Origin of the sequence: Pseudomonas grandcourensis (assembly GCF_039909015.1) — a bacterium.
Lineage (GTDB): Bacteria > Pseudomonadota > Gammaproteobacteria > Pseudomonadales > Pseudomonadaceae > Aquipseudomonas > Aquipseudomonas grandcourensis.
The window spans coordinates 5,069,924-5,093,424 of the sequence record NZ_CP150919.1; the positions used below are offsets into that span (position 1 = coordinate 5,069,924).

Annotated in this window: 27 protein-coding genes; 13 read left to right on the forward strand and 14 right to left on the reverse strand. The window is 60.3% G+C overall.

Annotated elements, in window-relative coordinates; all coding sequences use genetic code 11:
- The first annotated feature begins 99 nt into the window (after nucleotides 1–99).
- From AABM52_RS22560 to AABM52_RS22575, 4 genes are all read left to right on the forward strand, one after another.
- Nucleotides 100–1,056: a LysR family transcriptional regulator gene (locus tag AABM52_RS22560; RefSeq protein ID WP_347908096.1), complete on the forward strand. Its 957-nt coding sequence runs from the start codon at nucleotides 100–102 to the stop codon at nucleotides 1,054–1,056.
- Between the two features lie 67 nt (nucleotides 1,057–1,123).
- Nucleotides 1,124–1,585 carry a MarR family transcriptional regulator gene (locus AABM52_RS22565; protein WP_347908097.1) on the forward strand — a complete coding sequence of 154 codons (462 nt, stop codon included), beginning with the start codon at nucleotides 1,124–1,126 and terminating at the stop codon, nucleotides 1,583–1,585.
- Nucleotides 1,586–1,869: 284 nt separating this feature from the next.
- Nucleotides 1,870–2,289: an organic hydroperoxide resistance protein gene (locus AABM52_RS22570; protein WP_046031808.1), complete on the forward strand. Its 420-nt coding sequence runs from the start codon at nucleotides 1,870–1,872 to the stop codon at nucleotides 2,287–2,289.
- Between the two features lie 34 nt (nucleotides 2,290–2,323).
- Nucleotides 2,324–3,337 carry an alpha/beta hydrolase gene (locus AABM52_RS22575; RefSeq protein ID WP_347908098.1) on the forward strand — a complete coding sequence of 338 codons (1,014 nt, stop codon included), beginning with the start codon at nucleotides 2,324–2,326 and terminating at the stop codon, nucleotides 3,335–3,337.
- A gap of 108 nt (nucleotides 3,338–3,445) precedes the next feature.
- On the opposite strand, the gene AABM52_RS22580 is transcribed toward AABM52_RS22575, so the two are convergent.
- Complete coding sequence (locus tag AABM52_RS22580; RefSeq protein ID WP_028619992.1) at nucleotides 3,446–4,015, reverse strand: elongation factor P; 570 nt, start codon at nucleotides 4,013–4,015, stop codon at nucleotides 3,446–3,448.
- 48 nt (nucleotides 4,016–4,063) lie between these two features.
- Nucleotides 4,064–5,206, reverse strand: a complete 1,143-nt coding sequence (gene earP, locus AABM52_RS22585; protein WP_347908099.1) for an elongation factor P maturation arginine rhamnosyltransferase EarP — start codon at nucleotides 5,204–5,206, stop codon at nucleotides 4,064–4,066.
- Nucleotides 5,207–5,330: 124 nt separating this feature from the next.
- Here earP and AABM52_RS22590 point away from each other — a divergent pair, with 124 nt between their 5' ends.
- Nucleotides 5,331–5,741: a hypothetical protein gene (locus AABM52_RS22590; protein WP_347908100.1), complete on the forward strand. Its 411-nt coding sequence runs from the start codon at nucleotides 5,331–5,333 to the stop codon at nucleotides 5,739–5,741.
- A 2-nt stretch (nucleotides 5,742–5,743) separates the two neighbouring features.
- Entirely contained in the window at nucleotides 5,744–6,226 is a 483-nt protein-coding gene (locus tag AABM52_RS22595; protein ID WP_056727113.1) for a GreA/GreB family elongation factor, read from the forward strand.
- Nucleotides 6,227–6,242: 16 nt separating this feature from the next.
- Here AABM52_RS22595 and cysB read toward each other — a convergent pair whose 3' ends face one another.
- The 5 genes from cysB to AABM52_RS22620 all read right to left on the reverse strand — a co-directional run bounded on the left by cysB (nucleotide 6,243) and on the right by AABM52_RS22620 (nucleotide 10,197).
- Nucleotides 6,243–7,217 carry an HTH-type transcriptional regulator CysB gene (gene cysB, locus AABM52_RS22600; protein ID WP_015094029.1) on the reverse strand — a complete coding sequence of 325 codons (975 nt, stop codon included), beginning with the start codon at nucleotides 7,215–7,217 and terminating at the stop codon, nucleotides 6,243–6,245.
- A 113-nt stretch (nucleotides 7,218–7,330) separates the two neighbouring features.
- Nucleotides 7,331–7,834, reverse strand: coding sequence for a universal stress protein (locus AABM52_RS22605; RefSeq protein WP_347908101.1), 504 nt, complete (start codon nucleotides 7,832–7,834; stop codon nucleotides 7,331–7,333).
- 95 nt (nucleotides 7,835–7,929) lie between these two features.
- Nucleotides 7,930–8,835: a 5'-nucleotidase gene (locus AABM52_RS22610; RefSeq protein WP_110659447.1), complete on the reverse strand. Its 906-nt coding sequence runs from the start codon at nucleotides 8,833–8,835 to the stop codon at nucleotides 7,930–7,932.
- A gap of 25 nt (nucleotides 8,836–8,860) precedes the next feature.
- A complete protein-coding gene (locus tag AABM52_RS22615; RefSeq protein ID WP_347908103.1) occupies nucleotides 8,861–9,814 on the reverse strand; it encodes a putative 2-dehydropantoate 2-reductase in 954 nt (317 codons plus the stop codon).
- Entirely contained in the window at nucleotides 9,811–10,197 is a 387-nt protein-coding gene (locus AABM52_RS22620; protein ID WP_046043375.1) for a co-chaperone YbbN, read from the reverse strand. The genes AABM52_RS22615 and AABM52_RS22620 overlap by 4 nt, the downstream gene beginning before the upstream one ends.
- Here AABM52_RS22620 and AABM52_RS22625 point away from each other — a divergent pair.
- Complete coding sequence (locus AABM52_RS22625) at nucleotides 10,196–10,639, forward strand: PilZ domain-containing protein (protein ID WP_347908105.1); 444 nt, start codon at nucleotides 10,196–10,198, stop codon at nucleotides 10,637–10,639. The two genes, AABM52_RS22620 and AABM52_RS22625, sit on opposite strands and share 2 nt — an antisense overlap.
- 187 nt (nucleotides 10,640–10,826) lie before the next feature.
- A complete protein-coding gene (locus AABM52_RS22630; protein ID WP_007973561.1) occupies nucleotides 10,827–11,903 on the forward strand; it encodes a 3-deoxy-7-phosphoheptulonate synthase in 1,077 nt (358 codons plus the stop codon).
- A gap of 71 nt (nucleotides 11,904–11,974) precedes the next feature.
- Here the strand turns inward: AABM52_RS22630 and AABM52_RS22635 are convergent, their stop codons facing one another.
- A complete protein-coding gene (locus tag AABM52_RS22635) occupies nucleotides 11,975–12,262 on the reverse strand; it encodes a GNAT family N-acetyltransferase (protein ID WP_007973562.1) in 288 nt (95 codons plus the stop codon).
- Nucleotides 12,263–12,902: 640 nt separating this feature from the next.
- On the opposite strand from AABM52_RS22635, the gene oprI reads away from it, so the two are divergent.
- Nucleotides 12,903–13,154 carry an outer membrane lipoprotei OprI gene (gene oprI, locus AABM52_RS22640; RefSeq protein ID WP_003199355.1) on the forward strand — a complete coding sequence of 84 codons (252 nt, stop codon included), beginning with the start codon at nucleotides 12,903–12,905 and terminating at the stop codon, nucleotides 13,152–13,154.
- Between the two features lie 123 nt (nucleotides 13,155–13,277).
- Here the strand turns inward: oprI and AABM52_RS22645 are convergent, their stop codons facing one another.
- The 3 genes from AABM52_RS22645 to AABM52_RS22655 form a co-directional block, all read right to left on the reverse strand.
- On the reverse strand, nucleotides 13,278–14,252 hold the full coding sequence (locus AABM52_RS22645; RefSeq protein ID WP_008049057.1) for a L,D-transpeptidase family protein: 975 nt from the start codon (nucleotides 14,250–14,252) through the stop codon (nucleotides 13,278–13,280).
- Nucleotides 14,253–15,218: 966 nt separating this feature from the next.
- Nucleotides 15,219–15,512 (reverse strand): hypothetical protein, encoded by a 294-nt coding sequence (locus tag AABM52_RS22650; RefSeq protein ID WP_007991769.1) that lies wholly within the window; start codon nucleotides 15,510–15,512, stop codon nucleotides 15,219–15,221.
- Between the two features lie 56 nt (nucleotides 15,513–15,568).
- Nucleotides 15,569–16,174 (reverse strand): arylesterase, encoded by a 606-nt coding sequence (locus AABM52_RS22655; protein ID WP_347908108.1) that lies wholly within the window; start codon nucleotides 16,172–16,174, stop codon nucleotides 15,569–15,571.
- A gap of 10 nt (nucleotides 16,175–16,184) precedes the next feature.
- On the opposite strand from AABM52_RS22655, the gene AABM52_RS22660 reads away from it, so the two are divergent.
- The 3 genes from AABM52_RS22660 to greB are packed head-to-tail and all read left to right on the forward strand — an operon-like array spanning nucleotide 16,185 to nucleotide 19,904.
- The gene (locus AABM52_RS22660; RefSeq protein ID WP_046043370.1) at nucleotides 16,185–16,868 is read left to right on the forward strand and encodes an ABC transporter ATP-binding protein; all 684 of its coding nucleotides are present in this window, start codon (nucleotides 16,185–16,187) and stop codon (nucleotides 16,866–16,868) included.
- Nucleotides 16,868–19,372, forward strand: a complete 2,505-nt coding sequence (locus AABM52_RS22665; RefSeq protein ID WP_347908110.1) for an ABC transporter permease — start codon at nucleotides 16,868–16,870, stop codon at nucleotides 19,370–19,372. The genes AABM52_RS22660 and AABM52_RS22665 overlap by 1 nt, the downstream gene beginning before the upstream one ends.
- Before the next feature lie 34 nt (nucleotides 19,373–19,406).
- Nucleotides 19,407–19,904 (forward strand): transcription elongation factor GreB, encoded by a 498-nt coding sequence (gene greB / locus AABM52_RS22670; RefSeq protein ID WP_007973570.1) that lies wholly within the window; start codon nucleotides 19,407–19,409, stop codon nucleotides 19,902–19,904.
- Nucleotides 19,905–19,907: 3 nt separating this feature from the next.
- On the opposite strand, the gene AABM52_RS22675 is transcribed toward greB, so the two are convergent.
- The 3 genes from AABM52_RS22675 to AABM52_RS22685 all read right to left on the reverse strand — a co-directional run bounded on the left by AABM52_RS22675 (nucleotide 19,908) and on the right by AABM52_RS22685 (nucleotide 22,424).
- A complete protein-coding gene (locus tag AABM52_RS22675) occupies nucleotides 19,908–20,216 on the reverse strand; it encodes a hypothetical protein (RefSeq protein WP_046043367.1) in 309 nt (102 codons plus the stop codon).
- A gap of 248 nt (nucleotides 20,217–20,464) precedes the next feature.
- Complete coding sequence (locus tag AABM52_RS22680) at nucleotides 20,465–20,899, reverse strand: DoxX family protein (RefSeq protein ID WP_347908112.1); 435 nt, start codon at nucleotides 20,897–20,899, stop codon at nucleotides 20,465–20,467.
- A 103-nt stretch (nucleotides 20,900–21,002) separates the two neighbouring features.
- Nucleotides 21,003–22,424 (reverse strand): transglycosylase SLT domain-containing protein, encoded by a 1,422-nt coding sequence (locus AABM52_RS22685; RefSeq protein ID WP_347908114.1) that lies wholly within the window; start codon nucleotides 22,422–22,424, stop codon nucleotides 21,003–21,005.
- Between the two features lie 237 nt (nucleotides 22,425–22,661).
- On the opposite strand from AABM52_RS22685, the gene AABM52_RS22690 reads away from it, so the two are divergent.
- Nucleotides 22,662–23,468, forward strand: a complete 807-nt coding sequence (locus AABM52_RS22690; protein WP_223456267.1) for a TatD family hydrolase — start codon at nucleotides 22,662–22,664, stop codon at nucleotides 23,466–23,468.
- Nucleotides 23,469–23,501: the final 33 nt, after the last annotated feature.

The following is a 23,501-nucleotide window of genomic DNA, read 5'->3' on the forward strand; positions in this document are numbered from 1 at the left end:
GTTGCCGTCAGGCCTTTGATCCTACGCAGTTGCTTCTGGCGCGGAAACGCACAGCATCGCACAATGGCTGTGCCAAATTCGCACAAGCGCAAACCTGCCATGAACCCCAATCAACTGACCGACCAACTGGCCTTGTTCCTCGATGTGCTGGAAACCGGCAGTTTTTCCGCCGCCTCGCGCCGTCATCCGCTGACCCCTTCGGCCGTGGCACGGCGTATCGACAGCCTGGAAAGCGCGGTCGGCAGTCAACTGTTCCTGCGCAGCACGCATGCGGTACGTGCCACTCCGGCGGGATTGGCCTTTGCCGAACGCGCACGGCGGATCGTCGCCGAGTTGCGCCTGGCCCGGGCCGAGGCCGTGTCCCTGAGCAGCGCGCCTGAAGGCCTGATTCGTATCGACGCGCCGGCAGCCTTTGGTCGCCTGCACCTGGCACCGGTGATTGCCGATTTCCTGATGCTCTACCCCGGGCTCGATGTGCAACTGCACTTGATCGACAGCTTCGTCGACATGCAGGGCCTGAACCTCGGCAAGGTCGATCTGGTGTTGCGCGCCGGGCAATTGGCCGATACCCGGCTGGTGGCCACGCCACTGGCGAGCATAGTGCGTATCGCCTGCGCCAGCCCTGATTATTTGCGGCGTCGCGGCGTGCCGACCGAGCCGTCACAGCTGATTGAACACGACGGACTCGACTGGGATGGCCTGGCCCCGCCCTTCGCCTGGCGTTTCGAGCGCGACGGGCAAATGCAGTTGCACCGGCCGGCGCGGATCCGCATGAGCGCCAACAATGCCGAGGCGCTGGTGTGCGGTGCATTGGCCGGACTGGGTATCGCGCATCTGCCGACCTGGCTGGCCAGCGAGTACCTGTTGCGCGGTGAATTGCTGCCGCTGTTCTGCGACAGCGGTCTGCCGAAACCGGAAAGCGCCGGCATCTACGCCTTGCGCCTGGAACAGCAGCCCAACTCCCGCAGTCGCTTGTTGCTGGAGTACCTGAAAACCCGCTTCAGCCCGATTCCGCCCTGGGATCTGGTGCTGCAAACCCATTTGCAACGACTCTGAGCAAAATTATCTGGCGCATTAAAGATTCGCCCGCTAGATTCTTGAGATCACAGATCAAGGCTTCGACATGACCACCGAGCGCAACACCCCGGACAATTGCGACAACCTGCTGCTGGACAATCAGGCCTGCTTTGCCCTGCATTCCACTTCGCTGATGATGACCAAGGTCTACAAGCCCTTGCTGCAAGCGCTGGGCCTGACCTACCCGCAATACCTGGCGATGATGGTGCTGTGGGAAAGAGACGGTTTGACTGTAGGTGAAATCAGCACGCGATTGCTGACCGATCCAGGCTCGTTGACGCCACTGCTCAAGCGCCTGGAAGCCGAAGGCCTGCTCAGCCGAACCCGCAGCCGTGAAGACGAGCGGGTGGTGATCGTCGAACTCACCGAACAGGGCCGGGCATTGCGCGACAAGGCCCGTGATGTTCCCCAGTGCATCCTCGGCGCCAGCGGGATGACCATGGAGCGCCTGCAAAACCTGCAAGCGGAACTGCAGGAGTTGCGTCGCCACCTGCAAGACAGCCTGTAATTTCAAGGCCAGCACAGCCCCCTGTGGGAGCGAGCCTGCTCGCTCCCACATTTTTTTTGCGCGGGACCGAAAAATCGGGTTCGCCACATCCTCTTGAAAAATCCCCCTCGATAGCTCTAGCTCAACACTTCCAACAAAAACGCCCCCGCTGACATTTCGCCTTTTCAAATTTCTTTGAAAATTTATATTGCGCACTAAATATTTGCGCGATACATTCACCTCGCACTTACTTAGCGCGCAAACATTTAGCGCAAATAAACCAAACCCTGAACGAGGCTTACACCATGCAAACTCTCTACACCGCAATCGCAACTTCCACCGGTGGCCGTGACGGTCGTGCGGTTTCCAGCGACAACATCCTCGACGTCAAGCTCGCCACGCCGAAAGAACTCGGCGGTGCCGGCGGCGCAGCCACCAACCCAGAGCAACTGTTCGCTGCCGGCTACTCCGCCTGCTTCATCGGCGCCCTGAAATTCGTGGCCAGCCAGACCAAGCGCAGCATCCCGAACGACGCTTCGATCACCGCCCACGTCGGCATTGGCCAGATCCCCGGCGGCTTCGGTCTGGACATCGACCTGCACATCAGCCTGCCGGGTCTTGAGCAAGCCGATGCACAAGCACTGGTCGACGCAGCCCACCAGGTCTGCCCGTACTCCAACGCCACCCGTGGCAATGTCGATGTGCGCCTGCACGTAACCGTCTAAGCACTGGCTACCCAGGCCCGAACAGGAAACGAACATGAACACTTTCAGCAAAGTCTTGACCGGTACCCTTCTCGCCCTGTCCATCAGCAACGCGTTTGCAGGTACCGGGGTTGAACACAACACCCAGGCATTCCTCGACGTTCTGAACGCCGGCACCGGCAAGCCGATGGAACAAATGACACCCGCCGAAGCCCGCGCCGTACTGGTTGGCGCGCAGGCCGGGGTGAAGCTGACGCTACCAAAAGCCGATGTCAGCCAGAAGACCATTCAAGTCGACGGCCAACCGATCAGCCTGACCATCGTCCGGCCGGCCGGGGTCAAGGGTGAGCTGCCGGTGTTCATGTTCTTCCACGGCGGTGGCTGGGTGCTGGGGGACTTCCCGACCCACGAGCGGCTGGTGCGTGACCTGGTGACGGGTTCGGGTGCCGCGGCCGTGTTCGTGAACTACACGCCGTCGCCGGAAGCGCATTACCCGGTGGCGATCAACCAGGCTTACGCGGCGACCCGATGGGTGGCCGAGCACGGTAAAGAGATCAATGTCGATGGCCAGCGCCTGGCGGTAGCCGGCAACAGCGTCGGCGGCAATATGGCGGCGGTGGTTGCACTGATGGCCAAGGACAAGGGCACACCTGCGATCAGGTTCCAGGTGCTGCTGTGGCCGGTGACTGATGCCAATTTCGAAACCGCGTCCTGCAACCAGTTTGCCGAAGGGCACTTCCTCACCAAAAACATGATGAAGTGGTTCTGGGACAACTACACCACCGACGCCAATCAACGGAACGAGATCTACGCCTCACCGCTGCGCGCGACCACCGCCCAGTTGAAAGGACTGCCTCCAGCGCTGGTGCAGACCGCCGGAGCCGACGTGCTGCGCGACGAAGGCGAAGCCTACGCCCGTAAACTCGATGAAGCCGGTGTGCCGGTGACCTCGGTACGCTACAACGGCCTGATCCACGACTACGGTTTGCTCAACGTCGTCAGCCAGGTGCCAGCGGTGCGTTCGGCGATGTTGCAGGCTTCGCAAGAGCTAAAGGAACACCTGAAATAAAAACTGTGGGAGCGAGCTTGCTCCCACAGCGTTTCTGGTTGAACCCGAAATCGCAGGCACAAAAAAGCCCGACTCAATGGTCGGGCTTTTTCATTCCTGAAGCTGTGCTTATTTGGCACGGCCTTTGTAGGAACCGCCTTCGCGGGTGTCGATCTCGATCTTGTCACCGATTTCGATGAAGTCAGCAACTTGCAGCTCGGTACCGTTGCTCAGCTTGGCTGGCTTCATTACTTTGCCGGAAGTGTCGCCGCGAGCCGAACCTTCGGTGTAGTCAACTACGCGCACGATGGTGGTCGGCAGTTCTACGGATACCAGACGCTCTTCGAAGAAGATCGCTTCGCAAACATCGGTCATGCCTTCTTCAACGAAAGGCAGAACGGCTTCGATGTCTTCAGCGTTCAGCTCGTACATGGTGTAGTCGGTGGTGTCCATGAACGTGTAGGTGTCGCCGCTGATGAAGGACAGGGTCGCTTCTTTGCGGTCGAGGATTACGTCGTCCAGTTTGTCGTCGGCGCTGTAAACGATCTCGGTCTTGTAACCGGTCAGCAGGTTCTTCAGCTTGGTCTTCATGATCGCGCTGTTACGACCGGACTTGGTGAATTCAGCTTTCTGAACCAGCCAAGGATCGTTTTCGAGACGAATCACGGTCCCGGGTTTCAGTTCTTTACCAGTTTTCATTGCGAATATCCGAATTTGGATGGGATTTACAAAAATCTAGGCCGCGTATCATATCCAATTTCCATAAAACTGTACCAGCGCCGTGGCAAGATCGGCCTGCAAGGCCTGTTCCTGACACCACGCCTCGGCGTGTTTTTTCAGCTCTGGCCAGTGTTTACGGGTGAATTGCCAGTGGTCGGCTATTTTTTCACCAGCGTTCCACGCCCGCCAGAGACCGCTGATCGCCTCCCGCGCAGGATCCGAAAGCCCTTTTACATAAAGTTCGAGGAAGGCTTCGAGCTTGTCCAGGTGGATGTCTTCCTCCTGCCGGTAGATGTGCCAGAGAAATGGCCGGCCGGCCCATTGGGCGCGCACGAAGGAATCTTCGCCGCGCACGGCATTGAAATCGCAGCACCACAGCAACCGGTCGTATTGATCCTGGCGGACGAATGGCAGCACTTGCACGGTCAAGGCATCCCGCACATGCACGGCACCGGCCGCCAAACCCGTCACACCGAGCCAGCGCTCGACGTCGCCGAGAATCCGCCCTTCCGGCACCAGCAAATGAGTGGCCGTCGAATCGCCAGCCATTGCATCGAGCCAACTGGCCAGACCGGTGTTTTCGTAGGCAAACAATGAGATCAGCTGCGCGCCGGGAGCAGGATCAATCCCCAAACCTTGCAGGAACTCTGTTTGAGCCTGCGGGTTTTGCTGAAATTGCCGACACCGTTCCAGCAACCCTCGCTCACGCAGCAGTCCGCCGGTGCCCTTCCGGAATCCAGGGAAGAAGAAGAACTTCTGCACGTTTTTGTACTTCACCGAGGGCAAACCGTGGCAGCCGATCACCCAGTCTTCGGCGCTCAGATAGTCGAGGTTCATCCACAGCGGCGTCTTTTCCCTTTCGGCCATGGCCTCCATATAGGCGCTCGGCAATTGGCAGGCAAAGGCAGCAATCACCACATCGGCGGCTTCGGTCGGCTGCCACTCGGCGGGCCATTGGCGCACTTCGACATCGTGCTGCCACTGCTGCGCAGCATGGATGTCGATTTCCGGGCACAGGCGTTCGAACGCTCGCAGGTCATCGACCCATAGACGCACCGCCAGCCCATGTTCGGCCACTAGTTGCCGGGCCAGTCGCCAGGTCACGCCGATATCGCCGAAGTTGTCGACCACGGTGCAAAAAATATCCCAGCGGGTTTTCATTTCAGGCATTCCAGGCTCCCGTTGGCAAAGGCGCCGATTGTCCGCATAAATTACCCCGTGCAGAAGAGCCGACGGCGATTATTCTTCATGCGACAATCGCCACCCGCCAGTGACCTTTCGCCAAGAGGCAATCATGCCCCACCGCCCCACTCCACGCCGATCCGTCCCGATCAGCCTTAACGCCCTGCAACTCACCGGCAGCATCGCCCTCGGCATGTGGCTGGGATTCATTGCCATCGTGCTGACCTGCTGGCTCGCGTCGCGCCTGCTTTTCAGCGAGCAACTCGCCCCGGTCGCGGCGGCGGTAGCGCAATTGGCCCAACCACCCGCAGTGGCTCAACCGGTGCCGAATATGCCGTCACAAAGCCCGCTGTTCGAGCAATATGAAGAAAACCTGCGCAAGAACGAGCAGCAGCAACGGCTCGATCAGGCCCGCAACAGTAGTCGCAACCTGTCCAACCCAAGCTGTCAGTTCTGGCTGCAACAGGACCGGACTGCACCCAGCGAAAAAAGCCGCGCCAACGTCCTGCAATTCTGCGATTGATCATGAATAAGCAAACCGTCCACCAACTGATTCTCGACAAGCTGCGGATCGATCTCGACATCGCCGAACGGGCCGCGCAAACCGCCTACGAAACGGCGACCCACGAAGAAAACATCGCCGAGAACAAGTACGACACCCTGGGGCTGGAAGCGTCCTATCTCGCAGCGGGGCAAGCCAGGCGGGTCGAGGAAATTCGCCAGTCATTGAGCCTCTGCCAGAACCTGGCCCTGCGCCCGTATGACGATCAGCGGGGCATCGAAGTGGGCGCGCTGCTCGGGCTGGAGGACGAAAAGGGACGCGAACAATGGCTGTTTCTGGCACCCGATGCAGCCGGGCTGAAGGTCGATCTGGTGGGGCAACTGATCACCGTCATCACCCCGCGCTCACCGCTGGGCAAAAGCCTGCTGGGCAAGTTCGAGGGTGACGAGGTGGAGATCATGGTGGCGGGCGCTCGGCAACAGTTCGCTGTCACCGAGGTGGTTTGAGCGGCAGGAAACGCTGTCAGTGAACGGGCAGTTCGACGCCCTCGAACAGCTCTTCCAGTTCCTGCTTGTTGTGGCACTGAATGGCCTTGGCCATGACTTCGCGGGTCAGGTGCGGCGCGAACTTCTCGATGAAGTCGCACATGAAGCCTCGCAGGAAGGTGCCGCGACGGAAACCGATCTTGGTCACGCTGGACTCGAACAGTTCGCTGGCATCGAGTACCACCAGGTCGCTGTCGAGCTTGGTATCGACAGCCATTTTCGCCACGATGCCCACGCCCAGCCCTAGGCGAACATAGGTCTTGATCACGTCGGCGTCGGCAGCGGTGAACACCACTTTCGGCGTCAGGCCGCGATGGCTGAAGGCTTCGTCGAGTTTCGAACGGCCGGTAAAACCGAACACGTACGTCACGATCGGGTATTCGGCCAGTGCTTCGAGGGTCAGTTTCGACAGCTTGGTCAGCGGGTGGCCCTGAGGCACGACCACGCAACGGTTCCAGCGGTAGCACGGCATCATCACCAGGTCACCGAACAGCTCGAGCGCTTCGGTGGCGATGGCGAAATCCACGGTGCCGTCAGCGGCCATTTCGGCGATTTGCATCGGCGATCCCTGATGCATGTGCAGGGCCACATCCGGGTATTGCTTGATGAAATTGCTGATCACCGGCGGCAATGCATAACGCGCCTGGGTGTGAGTGGTGGCAATCGACAGGGTGCCTTTCTTCTCGTTGGAGAATTCCTGGGCGATCTGCTTGATGCTTTCAACCTTGCGCAGGATCTCGCCGGCGGTGGTGATGATGCGCTCGCCGGCCGGGGTAACGCGGGTCAGGTGCTTGCCGCTGCGAGCAAAAACCTCGACGCCCAGTTCGTCTTCCAGCAGACGGATCTGTTTGCTGATGCCGGGTTGAGAGGTGTAAAGGCTTTGGGCTGTAGCGGAAACGTTGAGGTCGTGGTGCGCCACTTCCCAGATGTAGCGCAATTGTTGAAGCTTCATATGAATCCCTCAAAGCAGGTAGACGCCACGGGCATCAGCGACGATATATAACTATATTAATGGCTCGAAGAATAAATCTAGAACTTTTTTATCAGATTGCCATTATTCGTGTCCTAGCGGTCCCCTTGGCGACGTCGTTGCACCAACGGCACCAGATAGACCGGCACCTTGGACAGTTGCAACACACGGGCGGCGGTTCGCCCCAAAGGCGTTTCCGCACCGGCACCATGGCTGTGACTACCTACGATCAACAAATCCACGGAGAGTTTCTGCGCCTGGTCCAGAATCACCTGCGACGGATCGCCCTGCAGCACCCGTACTGCCTGAATCCGCTCCAGGTCGTGCTCCCCTTCATCCCCCAACTCCTCACGAAAACTGTCGAGCACCCGCTGCTCGATACTGGCGATCACCGTACTCAGGCCCTGGCTGTGAAACTCGTTCAGCGCCTGTTCATCGAGATAACTTTGCAGCACCGATTCGGCAAACAACCCCATGGGTTCAACCGCATGCACGACATACAAACCGGCATTGAAGGTCCTGGCCAGTTCCAGGGCATGCTGCATCACCACGGGCGCATACAGGCCAAGGTCAGTGGCATACAGCATCGTACGAATCATATGACCTCCTCGACTGCCAACATGGCGGAGATTTGATTCAGCTTAGCAGTGCCTTGGCGACTACGACGTCCGGCGCAACGCATTGAACGGTGGGCTTAAACCTTTTGTTCGTTGCTTATGCCATGGGGCACATGACCGGTGGCGACGACTTCACGGGCCAATTCGCAATGGCCGGCCTGATCGTCGAAAAACACGTCGGCCGCGAAGGCTTCGAGAAAGGCCGACTTGGTCAGGCCGCCGAGGAACAGCGACTCGTCGAGACGGATGTCCCATTCGCGCAACGTGCGAATAACCCGCTCATGCGCCGGTGCCGATCGCGCCGTGACCAGCGCGGTACGGATCGGACAGGCGTCCTCCGGGAACTCACGCTGCAACAGATTGAGGGCGGCGAGAAAGCCCTTGAACGGCCCACCGCGCAACGGCTCTCGGGCGGCCTCACGCTCGCTGGCCTGGAACGCTTCCAGACCACCGGCCTGATAAATGCGCTCCGACTCATCGGAAAACAGCACCGCGTCTCCGTCGAAGGCAATGCGTAATTCGTCGCTGGCCGCACGGCTGGCACCGCCCGACAGAATGGTCGCTGCCGCGAACCCGGCGTCCAGCGCATTGCGTACGTCTTCGGCGTGGGTCGAGAGAAACAGGTCGCAGCCAAAGGCCTTGAGGTAGGGATACGGACTGCGCCCGCCGACAAAGGCCGCACGGGAAATCGCCAGTCCGTAGTGGTCAATCGAGTTGAACACCCGCAGCCCGGTGTCGGCGCTGTTGCGCGACACCAGAATCACCTCGACCCGGGCTCGGCCGAGGCTGTTGTTGAGGTTCAGGAGTTTCTGCACCAACGGGAAGGCATCGCCGGGCTCGAGGATTTCGTCTTCATGTTCGATCTGATATTGCCGGTAGGCTTCGACGCCACTCGACAGATAGACCTTGTGGCTTTCGCTCAGGTCGAACAGAGCCCGCGAAGAAATCGCCAGCACCAGCTTGTCGTCAATTGCCTTTGGCATGCCCTTCCCCCTCAGGTCGGTCTACTCAGGTGTTGCGTCGATCAATGAAACTCAAACTGCGATACAAGGCCTCGATGCGTGGCATCTCACACCCGGCAGCCGTCGCCGCCGCCAAAGGCCGGGCGTAGATCGCGGCCAGTTCCAGCGGTCGCTTGTGCAAGTAATCGTGGTACATGCTCGGCCAGTAGTCGGGCATTTTCTCGGTCACCATGAACAAGTGCTCGGCATACCCTGCCGGTATGTCGTGCCCGCAGGCGATTGCGCCTTGCACCACTTCAGCCATCAGCGCCTTGATCAGCTCGCGACTGTCGGCATCGGCCATCAACGGTGTGGTGCTCGCCCCCAGCAAAACCGAGAGACCGTTGTAAGGGATATTCCAGACCAGTTTTTGCCAACGCGCCTGATGTAAATTCGCCATGGCCTGGGAGTCGAGGCCGGCGCTGCGAAACAGCCCGACGCCCTCCTCGACAATTGCGCTGCGTGCCGGCCCATCGGCGGGACCGCTGTGATAACCCACATGTACCGCGCCCAGCGCCTGATGGGTAATGACGCCCGGCGCCTCGCGATGGACGCAGATGTAGCAGAGCCCTCCGAGCACATGCAGCGAATCGGGGAGCAATGCGCGCAGGCTGTCTTCGACGTCCAGGCCGTTTTGCAGCAGCAGTACCTTGGCGTTCGGTGCCGCCGCCTGCAGGATGGCGGGTGCCAGGTCGGCGTTGCTGGTGGTTTTCGCGCCCACCAGCAGCCAGTCGCAGGGCGGCATGTCTTCAGCGTTCGAATAAGCCTGGACCGGGTTCAACGTCAGTGCACCGTGGGGCGCGCTATCGACTTGCAACCCGTGCTCGGCCACAGCGGAAAACTCGCTGCGCAGCAGAAAATGCACATCAAAACCGGCACGCGCCAGCATCACCCCGTAGAAACCGCCGATTGCGCCGGTCCCGATAATGCCGATCGTCGGCCTGGCAACTGCTCCCATCATGGCAACTCCTCTGCTGTTCGACTCAGCGCCTGGCGCACGGCCCGATTGAGCTCGGTGTCGGTCAGGCGCGATTTCAGTGCTCCAAAGAATTCACCGTCGCGAACGACAAACAGCGCCGGCAAGTGAAAGACCTGATAACGCTCGACCACCCCACCGTTGTTGCCGGCATCGATCCAGCACAGTCGGTCGACTGCCAGATCGAGTGTCGGCAATTGCTCGCGGGCAAACCGGCAACTGGCGCAGCCGACACTGGTGAAAATAACCAGCGATACGCCGCTCATCGCCAGCAGCCGTTGGTCGGCGTCAAAATCGGTCAGTTCCAATTCGACCACTATACTGGAGGGAACAATGTCAGATGGCCGACACATGGAGTCTGTGTTCATGGGACGATTTATTCCTCACCCTGACGAAGTGCCCGTCGAATTAACGTTGCTGAAACCTGAATGTATTTCGCGGCGGCAGCTGCACACTATCAGCCTCGGGGGCATGGCTTGCAATTATCACCGCGCGTGGCGCCACGGCACGGCGCTGGAGGTACGCATGCCGACCGTGAACCCGGACATGCGCTACCTGGGCTATGTCGCCTGGTGCCTGCGACGCAAGCGCGGTTATCTGGTGGGCATCGCCTTCGTCGATGAACAAACGCTGTTCAGCGCCCGGATGGGCGAGCAGGTGTGCCAGATCGAACGCTACTGCCGCCTGCATGACGCCCACGAAGACTTGCAGGATATCCAGGCCCTGGCCCTTGAATGGGTCCAGGAGCACGCCGACGAGTTCTCTCACGATTCGGTGCGCAAGGCTTTTGCGCAACCGGTGCTGGAATAGAGGCGTTCTTGATCGGTTTGCCCCTCACGGCAGGGAAACTGACTGCGAAACCCCACCAAACCGGCGTCTGCCCATTGTCGAGCCACGGTGTAACGCGCTAAGGTTCGGCTCCCCGACGCGCTTAATTTGCTGTGCTCCGCCGCGCGGGTTCGCTGGCGGCCGGCACCCGTGACCTGACGAGTAAACGATGGCTGATTTACCGATCAACGACCTAAACGTCGCCTCCAACGAGACCCTGATCACTCCCGATCAGCTCAAGCGCGATATTCCCCTGAGCGACGCCGCACTGCGCACCGTCACCAAGGGCCGCGAAGTCATTCGCAATATTCTGGATGGCACCGACCATCGCCTGTTCGTCGTCATCGGGCCTTGCTCGATCCACGACATCAAGGCAGCCCACGAATATGCCGAGCGCCTGAAGGTTCTCGCCGCCGAAGTGTCCGATACCCTGTATCTGGTCATGCGCGTGTATTTCGAGAAGCCACGTACCACCGTCGGCTGGAAAGGCTTGATCAACGACCCGTACCTGGACGACTCGTTCAAGATCCAGGACGGCTTGCACATCGGTCGCCAGTTGCTGCTGGACCTGGCCGAAAAAGGCCTGCCGACCGCCACCGAGGCCCTCGACCCGATCTCCCCGCAATATTTGCAGGACCTGATCAGCTGGTCGGCCATCGGCGCGCGCACCACCGAGTCCCAGACTCACCGTGAAATGGCCTCCGGCCTGTCCTCGGCCGTCGGCTTCAAGAACGGCACCGATGGCGGTCTGACCGTGGCGATCAACGCCCTGCAGTCGGTTTCCAGCCCGCACCGCTTCCTGGGCATCAACCAGGAAGGTGGCGTGTCGATCGTGACCACCAAGGGCAATGCCTACGGTCACGTGGTGCTGCGCGGCGGCAACGGCAAGCCGAACTACGATTCGGTCAGCGTTGCGCTTTGCGAGCAGGCACTGAACAAGGCGAAGATCAAGCCGAACATCATGGTCGATTGCAGCCACGCCAACTCCAACAAGGATCCAGCCCTGCAACCGCTGGTGATGGAGAACGTCGCCAACCAGATCCTCGAAGGCAACAAGTCGATCATCGGCCTGATGGTAGAAAGCCACCTGAACTGGGGCGCCCAGGCGATCCCGAAAGACCTCGCCGACCTGCAGTACGGCGTGTCGATCACCGACGCCTGCATCGACTGGACCGCGACCGAAAACACCTTGCGCAGCATGCATGCCAAGCTCAAGGATGTGCTGCCCAAACGCGATCGCAGCTGATCTTTTTTGCAGCACACACAAAAACGCCGGGCTGAACCCGGCGTTTTTTTATGCATTCGTTTTGTTGAAGGTCACTGACTCAGCTTGGCCGCATGCCGCTGGTGACGCTCCATGTAGCGCTCGACGTAGGAGCACGATGGAATGACCGTGTAGCCCATTTCGTCAGCGTACTCCAGCGCCTTCTCGGTCAAGGCTGCCGCAATACCGCGACCACGCAATGCGTTGGGCACGAAGGTGCGATAGATATCCAGGGTCTGTTTCCCCAGATCCATATAGGTCAGATAGGCACGATGACCGTCCACATTGGTCTCGAACTGATGACCAGCCTGGTCATGGTGGATGGACAACGCCTCGCTCATCACTACTCCTCGCGGGTCTGGAATTCCGACCCCTACCTTACCGATGTTTTTCCGGCGAAGGAACATCTACGCCACCCCGTGCCTGAATGGACACCGAGAAGAGCTGCACCGATCTCGCGCTACCGAGCACGTACAAATAGTAGGCACCATTGGCAGAAATGCTCAAGGTGCGCTCGTCAACGTGCGGGTTGGCGGGTGCTGCTCCGGATCACGCAGGATTGGCTCGACCGAAGATCACTCGGAGTCGATAGCCCGTACATTGCCGGATGTTGAGACTTAAGACGAGCGCCCGTTGTTAAAGTCACCTGAACATCGAGAAAGATATTGAGAGGCGCCACACAAAAGCCGAACAAAAGTGTAGACGAATCCATGTAGGCGGACTTTAGCCGGACCAGGAAAAAGAGCGCCGCGCCACAGGAACTTTTTCTCGTCAGCTCGCTCAGCCACGGGCCTTGCAGCTGGATGTTTTTTAAACAATTCAGTTAAAAGTTGCTCGAAAAAGAATCAACGCCTACAATTTTTTTTGCTTCTTGCGTCACGTCAGTTTTACTTACTACAAGTAATGGGTAGTATGTACGCCGGCTATTTCCTCAATCGGAGGAGATAGCTACTTAATAGAAAGTCCTTGAAGGGGAACACGATGAACAACGTTCTGAAATTCTCTGCTCTGGCTCTGGCCGCAGTTCTGGCTACCGGTTGCAGCAGCGCATCGAAAGAAACCGAAGCACGTCTGACCGCTACTGAAGACGCAGCTGCTCGCTCCCAGGCTCGTGCAGACGAAGCTTACCGTAAAGCTGATGAAGCTCTGGCTGCTGCTCAAAAAGCACAACAGACTGCTGACGAAGCTAACGAGCGTGCTCTGCGCATGCTGGACAAAGCTAGCCGCAAGTAATAATCCTTCGGGATTGTTATCAAGCCGACCCATTTTTTGGGTCGGCTTTTTTATTGCCCGGCGTTTCTCCAGGCAACAAAAAACCCGTCGACGCGGTCCGCGCCGACGGGCTCTTGACCAGCGTTACTGCAGCGGGTCGATCGGCATGCTGGACACCATCGGCGCAACGCCGTTGCCCGGCACAGCGATCTCAACCGGCAGGCCGTCTTCGGCGGCGACCACATCACGCACCACATCCCAGTTCATGCGCAGGTTGTTGGTGATGTCTTCACGCTTGAGCATCGCATTGATGACTGCGGTGTGCTTGTCGACCACCGACGGGTTGCCCTTGTCGTCCAGCGGCGTATGCGCCTCCAGATAGACCTTGCCGCCACTCAGGCCAAACTTGTACGGGTCGTTGATGATCCGCACCGACGTACCGACCGGCACCATGCCCGCCATTTCCAGCACGTTGTTGTTGAACATGCGGAAACAACCGTGACTGGTGCGCATGCCGATGCCGAACTTCTTGTTAGAACCGTGGATCAGGTAGCCCGGTGTGCCCAGGGTGAACTTGAACGGCCCCAGCGGGTTGTCAGGGCCGGCCGGCACGACATTCGGCAGTGGATCACCGTCTGCGGCGTGCTCGGCCTTGATCGAAGCCGGAGGCGTCCAGGTAGGGTTCGGTGTCTTGGCGGTGATGCTGGTGTGGGCAATCGGCGAGCCCCAGCCTTCACGACCGATACCCAGCGGGAACGTGTACACCACGTTCTTGCCTTTCGGGTAGTAGTAGAGGCGGTACTCGGCCAGGTTGATCACGATGCCTTCACGCGGGCCTGGTGGCAGGATGAAGCGGGTCGGCAGGATGATTTCCGTGCCGGCGCCTGGCAACCAGGCATCGACACCCGGGTTGGCCGCGACCATTTCCGTGTAGCCCAGATCGTAGGCGGTACCAAGGTCGGCGAAGGTATCTTCGTACTTGGCCTTGATCACCTGCACCTGGCCGATGATGTCCTCACCTGGCGGTGGCAGGGGAAACTCCAATGCTGCGACTGGACCGGCCACAAAGAGGGCAGCAAGAGTCAGGCAGCGGGTGACGGCAGGAAAACGCGGCAACATCCGGAAAATCCTTCGCATGATCAACAGAGGGTATAAGAACGCGATTGTACACCGCTGTCCGTTATTTCGGGGAGATGGCCCGATTGCAGGCAGTGCACGGTGATTTTGAGGTTGCCCTCAATCCGGTGTGGGAGTGAGCCTGCTCGCGATGGCTTTGTGTCAGGCGGCGTGGATTTTTGAAGGTGTACATATCCGTTGCTGCGGTCACGGCCACTTAGGGTTCCGCCCTTACGGCGGGTCACTTGGAAAAGCCCCAAGCAACCAAGGGCTCCTGCCCCTGACATTCGGTGCCTCGCCGTGGCTCGGCATGCCCTCGCTCCGGTCCTGCTCCGTGGGCCCGCCGCCATCGGCCATCCATGGCCGGGGGCGGCTAACCCGGCATCCATGCCGGGTTGCCCACTGCGCAGAACCTGCGCTCGGCCTCACGAGGGGGCGTGCACCGCAACAGCGTCCGAGGCGGCCTACCGGCCGGCCTGTTTGCTGGGGTCGTTCGTCTGTGATGTATCTGGTCGGCTGGCAGGCCGCCATCGCGAGCAAGCTCGCTCCCACAGAAGAGCAAAGGCAAAGCAGCCCATACCACCCCGCCGCTTCTCACCACTCATCAGGCCGAGCGTTAGCTCGCCTGCAGCTTTTGATCTTGATCCACCCGCCCCCTCGGGAGGCTGAGTGGAGGTGTTCATCCGGGGATTGGCGCGCAGCGACGTTCGACGTAGTCGAACTCATTGCATGTAGGTCGAAGCGAAGCCGACCGGAGGGCAATGCCCCCGGATGAATACCGCAGCGAAGGAACGCCGAGCCTTAGCGAGGGGCCGTACGTAAGGGGCGAGACCTTTGGTTACTTTGGGGCGTTTGCCAAAGTGACCCGCTGTAAGAGCGGAACCATAAGCGGCCGTTACCGCAACAACGGATATATACACGGTCAACAAAAGACAGGTCGGCTCGAAGGCCGCCTCGACTACCGACGGATCAAAGCTCGAACCGCAATTCAGGCCAGATCGGCGACGTCCCCCGCTTCTGCGACTCAAGAATGGCCCGGCACAACGAACACAGCCGCTGATCCTGAAACACCCGGCGATCAACACTCGACCAGCGAGGCGAAGCCGGCAACAGACTGCCGCACAGAGTCCGGTCCGCCGAACCGCCCAACTCCAGCTGACGGGTCACCAGATGCACCCGCACTTCCTGGCAGGCGAACAGATCCAGCTGTTCGTCAGGCTCGATCAGTTGGTAGGCAAATAGTGACCAGGCGGGACGCGGCATCGGGGGCTCCAAATCGGGGGCGCTACCTTAGCCGAAAGCCTGCTTCTAGAAAAGTGTCATAACAGCGGTTTTAGAGTAGGCCAGACATTTTCCAGCAACTTGTCCTGGGCCCCGACCGCCGGGTGTATGCCGTCGGCCTGCATCAAGTCCGGATGACCGCCCACGCCGTCGAGGAAAAACGGCACCAGCGGGATCTTTTTCTCGTCGGCCAGGTTGCTGTAGACCTCGGCGAACGCCTTGGTGTAACGCGCACCGTAATTGGGTGGCAATTGCATGCCGAGCAGCAACACCTTGGCACCGCTGGCCCGGGAGCTGTCAATCATCGAAGCAAGATTTTGTTGCAATTGAGTTGGCAGCATCCCGCGCAGGCCGTCATTGCCCCCCAACTCGAGGATCACCAGTTCCGGTTTATGCTCTGCAAGCAGCGCGGGCAGGCGCGCCTGGCCTCCAGCACTGGTGTCGCCACTGATTGACGCATTGATCACTTTGTCGTCAAAACCTTCGCGCCTGAGCCGTTGCTCAAGCAGTGACACCCACCCCAACCGGGTATCCAGCCCGAAACCGGCGCTGATACTATCGCCAACGATCAGGACTGTACCCGCCGCTGCGTTTTGGGCCATGCACATCAAGGCCAGGCCAGCACTCAAAAACCACACACGCATCGGACTCTCCATGGGCGCAAGCATTCTCATCGCGAAGGACCTTAGCAAAGTGGTTCCCAGCGCGGAAGGTGAACTGACCATCCTGCACCAACTCAGCCTGGAACTGAACAAGGGCGATAGCCTGGCCATCGTCGGCGCTTCCGGCTCCGGCAAGTCCACCCTGCTGGGCTTGCTCGCCGGTCTCGACCTGCCGAGCAGCGGCGAAGTCACACTCGCCGGGCAAGGCCTGAGCAACCTCGATGAAGACCAGCGTGCGCGCATCCGCGCCGAACACGTGGGTTTTGTTTTTCAATCGTTTCAGCTGCTCGACAGTCTCAATGCCCTGGAGAACGTCATGCTGCCGCTGGAGCTCGATGGCCGCAAAGACGCCCGCGAACGCGCCACCCAATTGCTGCAACGGGTGGGACTGGGCCAACGCCTGACTCACTCGCCGCGCCAGCTCTCCGGCGGCGAGCAACAACGGGTGGCGATTGCCCGCGCGTTTGCCGCCGAGCCCGATGTGCTGTTCGCCGACGAACCGACCGGCAACCTCGACAGCCACACCGGCGAGCGCATCAGCGACTTGCTGTTCGAGCTCAACCAGGAGCGCGGCACGACCCTGGTGCTGGTGACTCACGATGAACGCCTGGCCCATCGCTGCCGGCGCCTGATCCGTCTTGAAGCCGGCCTGCTGGTCGCCCCTCTGGAGCCTTGATGGCACGTCTGCCGCTGTTGCGCCTGTTCAGCCTCGCCATCCGCCAATTGCTGCGCGATGCCCGCGCCGGTGAATTGCGCGTGTTGTTTTTCGCCTTGCTGGTGGCGGTGGCCGCCAGCACCGCCATTGGCTATTTCGGTGCGCGCCTGAACGGCGCCATGATGCTGCGCGCTACCGAATTCCTCGGCGCCGACCTGCTGCTCGAAGGCAGTTCGCCTGCGCGCCCCGAACAGATAAGAAGCGGCACCGAACTGGGTCTGGAACACGCTCAGGTGGTGGAGTTCTCCAGCGTCATCGCCACCGACAACGGCATCCAGCTGTCCAGCATCAAGGCGGTCGACGGCACTTACCCGCTACGGGGCGAATTGAAAAGCGCACCCGCCCACTTTGCCACGGAAACAGTCGGGGGTGGACCGCAACCCGGTGAAGCCTGGGTCGAGGCACGCCTGCTGACCGCCCTGGACCTGAAGATCGGCGACAGCATCGATGTCGGCATGAAAACCCTGAAACTGGCGCGGGTGCTGACCTACGAACCCGATCGCGCCGGCAATTTCTACAGCCTGACACCGCGAGTGCTGATCAACCTCGACGACCTTACGGCCACCGGCGTGGTGCAGCCCGGCAGCCGGGTCAGCTATCGCGAATTATGGCGAGGCAATGCTCAGGCACTCGAAACGTATCGGCAACAGATCAAACCGGGGCTCGCCGCCAACCAGCGCTTGCAGGACGCCCGCGACGGCAATCGGCAGATCGGCGGCGCCCTGGGCAAGGCCGAACGTTACCTGAACATGGCCAGCCTGGTGGCGGTGTTGCTCTCCGGCGTGGCGGTGGCGCTGTCGGCAACCCGCTTCGCCACCCGCCGATTCGATGCCAGTGCCTTGCTGCGCTGCCTCGGGCTGTCGCGCCGGGAAACCATGGTGTTGTTCAGCCTGCAACTGACCGTGCTCGGGCTGCTGGCCAGCATCAGCGGCGCCCTCCTCGGCTGGCTCGCACAACTGGGCTTGTTTGCCCTGCTGCATGACTTGCTGCCGACCGACGTACCTCCGGGCGGGCTGTTTCCAGCCATTGCCGGGATCGGCACCGGACTGGTGGCGCTGGCCGGGTTCGCCTTGCCGCCGCTGGCGGCTCTGGGCCGGGTTCCGCCATTGCGCGTGCTGCGCCGGGACATGTTGCCGATCCCTTCCAGCACCTGGATGGTCTACGGCGCAGCGCTGGGTGCCCTCGGCCTGATCATGTGGCGCCTGAGCCTGGACCTGGTGCTGACCTTTGCCCTGCTCGGTGGCGGCGTGATTGCAGCACTAGTGCTGGGCGGCTTGTTGTTGCTGCTGTTGAAGAGTCTGCGGCGCATGCTTGCCCGTGCGTCCTTGCCCTGGCGCCTGGGACTCGGCCAACTGCTGCGTCACCCCCTCGCTGCCGCGGGCCAGTCCCTGGCGTTCGGCCTGATTCTGCTGTCGATGGCGCTGATTGCGCTGCTGCGCGGTGAGTTGCTGGACACCTGGCAGAACCAGCTGCCGAAAAACGCTCCAAACTACTTCGCGCTGAATATCCTGCCGGCAGACAAACAGGCCTTCATCGATCACCTGGTCGCCGTGTCGGCGCAATCGGCACCGCTGTACCCGGTGGTACCGGGTCGCCTGATCAGCATCAACGGCGAACCGGTGCAGCAAATCGTCACCAAGGAATCGGCGGGTGATCGGGCGATCCAGCGCGACCTCAGCCTGACCTGGGCCGCGGACCTGCCATCGGGCAACAAACTCACGGCCGGCAATTGGTGGAACGAACAGACACCGGATGATGTTCCCGGCGTATCGGTAGAAGGCAAGGTCGCCGAAAGCCTGAAAATCAAGCTCGGCGACCATCTGATTTTCAGCGTTGGCGGGGTCAATCGCGAGGCGAAAGTCACCAGCCTGCGGGAGATCAACTGGGACAACTTCCAACCGAACTTCTTCATGATCTTCCAGCCCGGCACCCTCAAGGATCTGCCGGCGACCTACCTGACCAGTTTCTATCTGGCATCGGGTCACGACCAACAGATTGTCGACCTGTCCCGCGCCTTCCCGGCGGTGACGATCCTGCAGGTCGAAGCCTTGCTGGAGCAACTGCGCAGCATCCTCGCCCAGGTGACCCTAGCGGTGGAGTACGTGTTGTTGTTCGTGTTGGCGGCGGGGATGGCGGTGCTGTTCTCCGGCTTGCAAGCGACGCTGGATGAACGCATTCGCCAGGGTGCGTTGCTGCGTGCGCTGGGGGCGGAGCGGCAATTGCTGGTCAAGGCTCGACGTATCGAGTTCGGTTTGCTGGGCGCGGTCAGTGGCTTGCTGGCGGCGCTGGGTTCGGAAGTAGTGAGTTGGGTGCTCTACCGCTACGCCTTTGACCTGCCGTGGCATCCGCATCCATGGCTGTTGCTGCTCCCTCTGCTGGGCGCCGTGCTCATTGGTGGTGCCGGGGTGTTCGGCACCCGTCGGGCATTGAACGCCAGCCCACTGACAGTCCTGCGCGAGGGTTGATAGACTCCTGCCATCCTCACCACAAGAAGCTGTCATGAGCCGTTACCGCCCTCCCCGCACCGCTGGCACCGCGCTGATCACCCCCGAGGGTGAAGCGCGGATGCGCGCCGAGTTCCATGAGCTGTGGCATGTACGTCGGCCCCAGGTCACCCAGGCTGTCAGCGAAGCCGCGGCCCAGGGTGATCGCTCGGAGAACGCCGAATACACCTACGGCAAAAAAATGCTGCGAGAGATCGACAGCCGCGTGCGTTTTCTCACCAAACGCCTGGAAGCGCTCAAGGTTGTCAGCGAAAAACCCAGCGATCCGAACAAGGTCTATTTCGGCGCCTGGGTCACGATCGAAGACGAGGATGGCAAAGAGTCGCGCTACCGCATTGTCGGGCCGGATGAGCTGGACCTCAAACAGGGCCTGATCAGCATCGACTCGCCCCTGGCCCGCGCACTGATCGGCAAGGCACTGGACGCCGAAGTCCGGGTCCAGACACCGACCGGTGAACAGTGTGTCTACATAGTGGCGATCGACTACCCGTGAGCTTTAACGCCGGGTAATCAACCCTTGCCGGGCAACGCGGGTCAGTTGCCGGATCACTTCAGGCGCATCTTCGAGGCTGGGGGACTGAATCACTGCCAGATCGAAACTGTCGTCGGCGAAACGAGCGAGCGACTCACCGTCTTCGACAAACTGGATCAGGAAGGCAGCGGGACCGCCGGTACGACGGGGCCAGCCATCGAGATAACGCAAGAGCGTCGGCTGATGTTTGCCGCCAAGCAGGATTTTTGGATTGCGCTGGGTCAGATGTGCCGTGATCGGCGCGGGACGTACAACAGCGTTTAGTGCATTCATTGGGTCGTGTCTCTGCCTCAAAAGTCTGCATGGCAGGTGAGAGGCAACACCGAACCAGCGCTTTAGCGGTATTTCGAAGCCTGTTCCGGCTTCTATCGGCAACTGAATGAGTCACCTGGCGCCCCGCAAGTAGCTGTTTAAATCGGCGCATGAGCAACATCCTAGAGAAGCTGACTGGACAGTGTCAAGAATGACGCTCAACAAAAAAAGGCCCGCACAATGCAGGCCTTTTCGTTGAGTCAGAGCGGTCAACCGGCGATGGCGCGGTCCGCCGAGAGTTTGCCCGCACCTTCGATCAATACCGCGATACTGCCACCGAGCAACGCCAGGGCGAATTCATAACCGTTGTTAGCCATGAACAGGCCATTGCTGATGTGCACCGAGAAAATCGCAACCAGCGACAGGAAGGTCAGGCCCAGCGCGGCCGGGCGAACCAGCAAGCCGATGATCAGGGCCAGACCGGCGAAGAATTCGGTGCCGCCCGCCAGTGCCGCCATCAGGTAACCCGGCGTCAGTCCGAGGCTTTCCATGTACTGCGCGGTTCCAGCCAGACCATAGCCACCGAATGCCCCGAAGAGTTTCTGCGAGCCGTGAGCGGCGAAAACAATGCCGACCACGATGCGCAGAACGGTCAGGCCGTAGCCAGCGCGGGTAGAAAGTACCTTGTTGATCAGAGTGCTCATGCTGTTTCATTCCTTGTAAGTGTGTGTTGGTTGGCCGCCATATTAATCAGAAATTCATATGTTAAAAGCGCAAAAAACCCGTAATAACAATCAGATTAGTTGATCATTTGCGTGAGGCAACCTTTTGCCCCTGGGGCTCCAACGACTCCCGCTCCCGGTCGAACGCCAAGTAATACTTGTTCACGCTATTAACATAGCTGACAGGCCCCATACCCACTTGCTCCATGGCAATGCGTTCGACCTGGAAGAACCACTGGTTGGGATTCAAGCCTCGCCGCCGGGCTTCGGCGCGCATGCCTTGCACCCGCTCCGGCCCGATGTTGTAGGCCGCCAGCACGAAGGCCATGCGTTCGCGCTCGTTGAGCTTGGGGCTGGCAAAGAACTTGCGCCGGATCATCGCCAGGTACTTGGCCCCGGCCTGCACATTGCCATCAAGGTCCTGAATATTGTTGACCCCCACCCGCTGCGCCGCAGAAGGCGTGATCTGCATCAGGCCGGTCGGGCCACCGCCAGTGCGGGCGAAGGGTTGCAGGGCTGACTCCTTGAAGGCCAGCGCCGCCAGGTTCAGCCAGTCCATGCCCTGGGCATCGGCGTGCTTCTGCAGCACCGGGCGAAGTTTTTCCAGGCGCTGCCGGTCCGCCTTGGCCAGCGGATAATGCACTTGATAGAGACGACGATAGATCCGCAGGAACGCGGCGTCCTGATCCGATGGTTTTTTGTAGACTGTGAGGAAGCGATCAATGCTGGCCCGCAGCATCGAGGCATCACGGCGTACGAACCAGAACTCTTCTCCCGGCTCACTGACAAGTACCTGCTTGTCGAAACGCAGCTTGGGCAGGATCTTGCCCCAGCGTTCGGCGATCGGCTGCTCGACGATGGTCAGGTGGTAGATCCCGCCCTGCACCATCTCCAGTACGTCCTCGACGGCAAGGGTCGGATCGACCCATTCGACTGTGACCGGTGGCAGTTTGTGCAGGGCGAGCTTTTGATTGATCTGGCTGACCGCATCCCCGGCGGCGCTGCCGGCAGGTAACGCCAGGGTCTTGCCGGAAAGCTGTTCAAGCCTGGTGTAGCGGCGTTCGCCCTTGATGCCCACCAGGACCAACGGGATGTTGCTGGCAATCGGTTCACTGGTGCTGACGGCGAAGCCCGGTTGCAGATCGAGCAACTCGCCTGGCGCCACCAGATCGCCCTCCCCGCGCTGCAATGCGCCGAGCAGTTGATCCTTGGCCTTGGGAATGATCTTGAGGGTGATTTCCTGGCCGTCACGGGCGTGGCCGTTGAGGTATTGCTCGAACGCTCTGAGGCGATGGTATTCGACCCCGATCGCCTGCCCCTGGACTTCGCCGGAACTGTTGCGGCTCTGGTTGACCAATACCCGCAGCACACGACTGCTGCGTATTTCCGCCAGGTCACGCACCTTGCTGGCCGGTACGGCTTGCAGCGGCCCGGGCAGACGCGCGAGCGCCGTCATCGGCAGTAGCAGCGAACAGCACAGCAGTAGCAAAACCGAGGGACGAATCATCCACTCTCCGGAAAGAATATGAGGCCCGCTTCAATGACGAAAACCATCAAGCGCGGCGACAAAAACAGAGCGCCCAAGGCACTGGCAAAGTGCAAAAGACTGGCACAATGATGGCAAAACTACCAACCCTGCCTGGTCCACGGCTCAAGAGACAGCGTTAACCCGTTGTAGTTCTTGGCTTTTCTTATAAATCCACGGCTCTGATATGCTTTCCGGCCTTTGGGCCGAGGTAGCACCATGCAACTCATCGATATCGGCGTCAACCTGACCAACGCCAGTTTTGCCGACAAACACCAGGCTGTGCTCGACCGCGCCTACGCGGCCGGCGTGTGCCAACTGGTGCTGACCGGCACCAGTGTCGAGGGCAGTGAACAGGCCCTTGAGCTGTGCCAGCAACTGGACGAAAGCGCCCAGCGCCTGTTCGCCACCGCCGGTATTCACCCCCACTGCGCCAGCGACTGGAACGCCGACAGCGCCCGACGTTTGCGCAGCTTGCTCAACGAACCGAATGTAGTGGCCGTGGGTGAATGCGGGCTGGATTTCAACCGTGATTTCTCGCCGCGCCCGCAACAGGAGAAGGTCCTCGAAGAACATCTGGCCATGGCCGTCGAATTGCAGCTGCCGGTTTTTCTGCACGAACGCGACGCCAGCCAGCGTTTGCTGGAAATCCTGCGCGACTTCCGCGACCGACTGCCGGCCGCGGTGGTGCACTGCTTCACCGGGGAGCAGAAAGCACTGTTCAGCTATCTCGACCTGGATTTGCACATCGGCATTACCGGCTGGATCTGCGACGAGCGCCGGGGCACGCATTTGCATCCGCTGGTCAAGGAGATCAAGCGCGGGCGCCTGATGCTCGAAAGCGATGCACCGTACCTGCTGCCGCGCAGCCTGCGCCCCAAGCCGAAAAACGGGCGAAACGAGCCGGCGTACCTGACCGAAGTACTGCGCGAAGTGGCACTGCATCGCGGGGAAAGCCAGGAAGATCTGGCGGCGCACACCACAGCCTGTGCGCGAGCGTTTTATGGCCTGCCATTGATCTCCTGATCACCATAAATCCCACAGACTTGAAGTTGATCT

What these genes read in the sequence shown, in the direction of transcription:
- AABM52_RS22560 (WP_347908096.1), top strand. Translation starts at nt 100, where the DNA reads ATGAACCCCAATCAACTGACCGACCAACTGGCCTTGTTCCTCGATGTG.
- AABM52_RS22615 (WP_347908103.1), bottom strand. Translation starts at nt 9,814, where the DNA reads ATGATGGGAGCAGTTGCCAGGCCGACGATCGGCATTATCGGGACCGGC.
- AABM52_RS22690 (WP_223456267.1), top strand. Translation starts at nt 22,662, where the DNA reads ATGCAACTCATCGATATCGGCGTCAACCTGACCAACGCCAGTTTTGCC.
- AABM52_RS22565 (WP_347908097.1), top strand. Translation starts at nt 1,124, where the DNA reads ATGACCACCGAGCGCAACACCCCGGACAATTGCGACAACCTGCTGCTG.
- AABM52_RS22655 (WP_347908108.1), bottom strand. Translation starts at nt 16,174, where the DNA reads ATGCGTGTGTGGTTTTTGAGTGCTGGCCTGGCCTTGATGTGCATGGCC.
- AABM52_RS22610 (WP_110659447.1), bottom strand. Translation starts at nt 8,835, where the DNA reads ATGCCAAAGGCAATTGACGACAAGCTGGTGCTGGCGATTTCTTCGCGG.
- AABM52_RS22605 (WP_347908101.1), bottom strand. Translation starts at nt 7,834, where the DNA reads ATGATTCGTACGATGCTGTATGCCACTGACCTTGGCCTGTATGCGCCC.
- AABM52_RS22575 (WP_347908098.1), top strand. Translation starts at nt 2,324, where the DNA reads ATGAACACTTTCAGCAAAGTCTTGACCGGTACCCTTCTCGCCCTGTCC.
- AABM52_RS22630 (WP_007973561.1), top strand. Translation starts at nt 10,827, where the DNA reads ATGGCTGATTTACCGATCAACGACCTAAACGTCGCCTCCAACGAGACC.
- AABM52_RS22570 (WP_046031808.1), top strand. Translation starts at nt 1,870, where the DNA reads ATGCAAACTCTCTACACCGCAATCGCAACTTCCACCGGTGGCCGTGAC.
- AABM52_RS22620 (WP_046043375.1), bottom strand. Translation starts at nt 10,197, where the DNA reads ATGAACACAGACTCCATGTGTCGGCCATCTGACATTGTTCCCTCCAGT.
- AABM52_RS22625 (WP_347908105.1), top strand. Translation starts at nt 10,196, where the DNA reads ATGGGACGATTTATTCCTCACCCTGACGAAGTGCCCGTCGAATTAACG.
- earP (WP_347908099.1), bottom strand. Translation starts at nt 5,206, where the DNA reads ATGCCTGAAATGAAAACCCGCTGGGATATTTTTTGCACCGTGGTCGAC.
- AABM52_RS22660 (WP_046043370.1), top strand. Translation starts at nt 16,185, where the DNA reads ATGGGCGCAAGCATTCTCATCGCGAAGGACCTTAGCAAAGTGGTTCCC.
- AABM52_RS22680 (WP_347908112.1), bottom strand. Translation starts at nt 20,899, where the DNA reads ATGAGCACTCTGATCAACAAGGTACTTTCTACCCGCGCTGGCTACGGC.
- AABM52_RS22665 (WP_347908110.1), top strand. Translation starts at nt 16,868, where the DNA reads ATGGCACGTCTGCCGCTGTTGCGCCTGTTCAGCCTCGCCATCCGCCAA.
- greB (WP_007973570.1), top strand. Translation starts at nt 19,407, where the DNA reads ATGAGCCGTTACCGCCCTCCCCGCACCGCTGGCACCGCGCTGATCACC.
- AABM52_RS22685 (WP_347908114.1), bottom strand. Translation starts at nt 22,424, where the DNA reads ATGATTCGTCCCTCGGTTTTGCTACTGCTGTGCTGTTCGCTGCTACTG.
- AABM52_RS22650 (WP_007991769.1), bottom strand. Translation starts at nt 15,512, where the DNA reads ATGCCGCGTCCCGCCTGGTCACTATTTGCCTACCAACTGATCGAGCCT.
- AABM52_RS22675 (WP_046043367.1), bottom strand. Translation starts at nt 20,216, where the DNA reads ATGAATGCACTAAACGCTGTTGTACGTCCCGCGCCGATCACGGCACAT.
- AABM52_RS22580 (WP_028619992.1), bottom strand. Translation starts at nt 4,015, where the DNA reads ATGAAAACTGGTAAAGAACTGAAACCCGGGACCGTGATTCGTCTCGAA.
- cysB (WP_015094029.1), bottom strand. Translation starts at nt 7,217, where the DNA reads ATGAAGCTTCAACAATTGCGCTACATCTGGGAAGTGGCGCACCACGAC.
- AABM52_RS22645 (WP_008049057.1), bottom strand. Translation starts at nt 14,252, where the DNA reads ATGTTGCCGCGTTTTCCTGCCGTCACCCGCTGCCTGACTCTTGCTGCC.
- AABM52_RS22595 (WP_056727113.1), top strand. Translation starts at nt 5,744, where the DNA reads ATGAATAAGCAAACCGTCCACCAACTGATTCTCGACAAGCTGCGGATC.
- AABM52_RS22635 (WP_007973562.1), bottom strand. Translation starts at nt 12,262, where the DNA reads ATGAGCGAGGCGTTGTCCATCCACCATGACCAGGCTGGTCATCAGTTC.
- oprI (WP_003199355.1), top strand. Translation starts at nt 12,903, where the DNA reads ATGAACAACGTTCTGAAATTCTCTGCTCTGGCTCTGGCCGCAGTTCTG.
- AABM52_RS22590 (WP_347908100.1), top strand. Translation starts at nt 5,331, where the DNA reads ATGCCCCACCGCCCCACTCCACGCCGATCCGTCCCGATCAGCCTTAAC.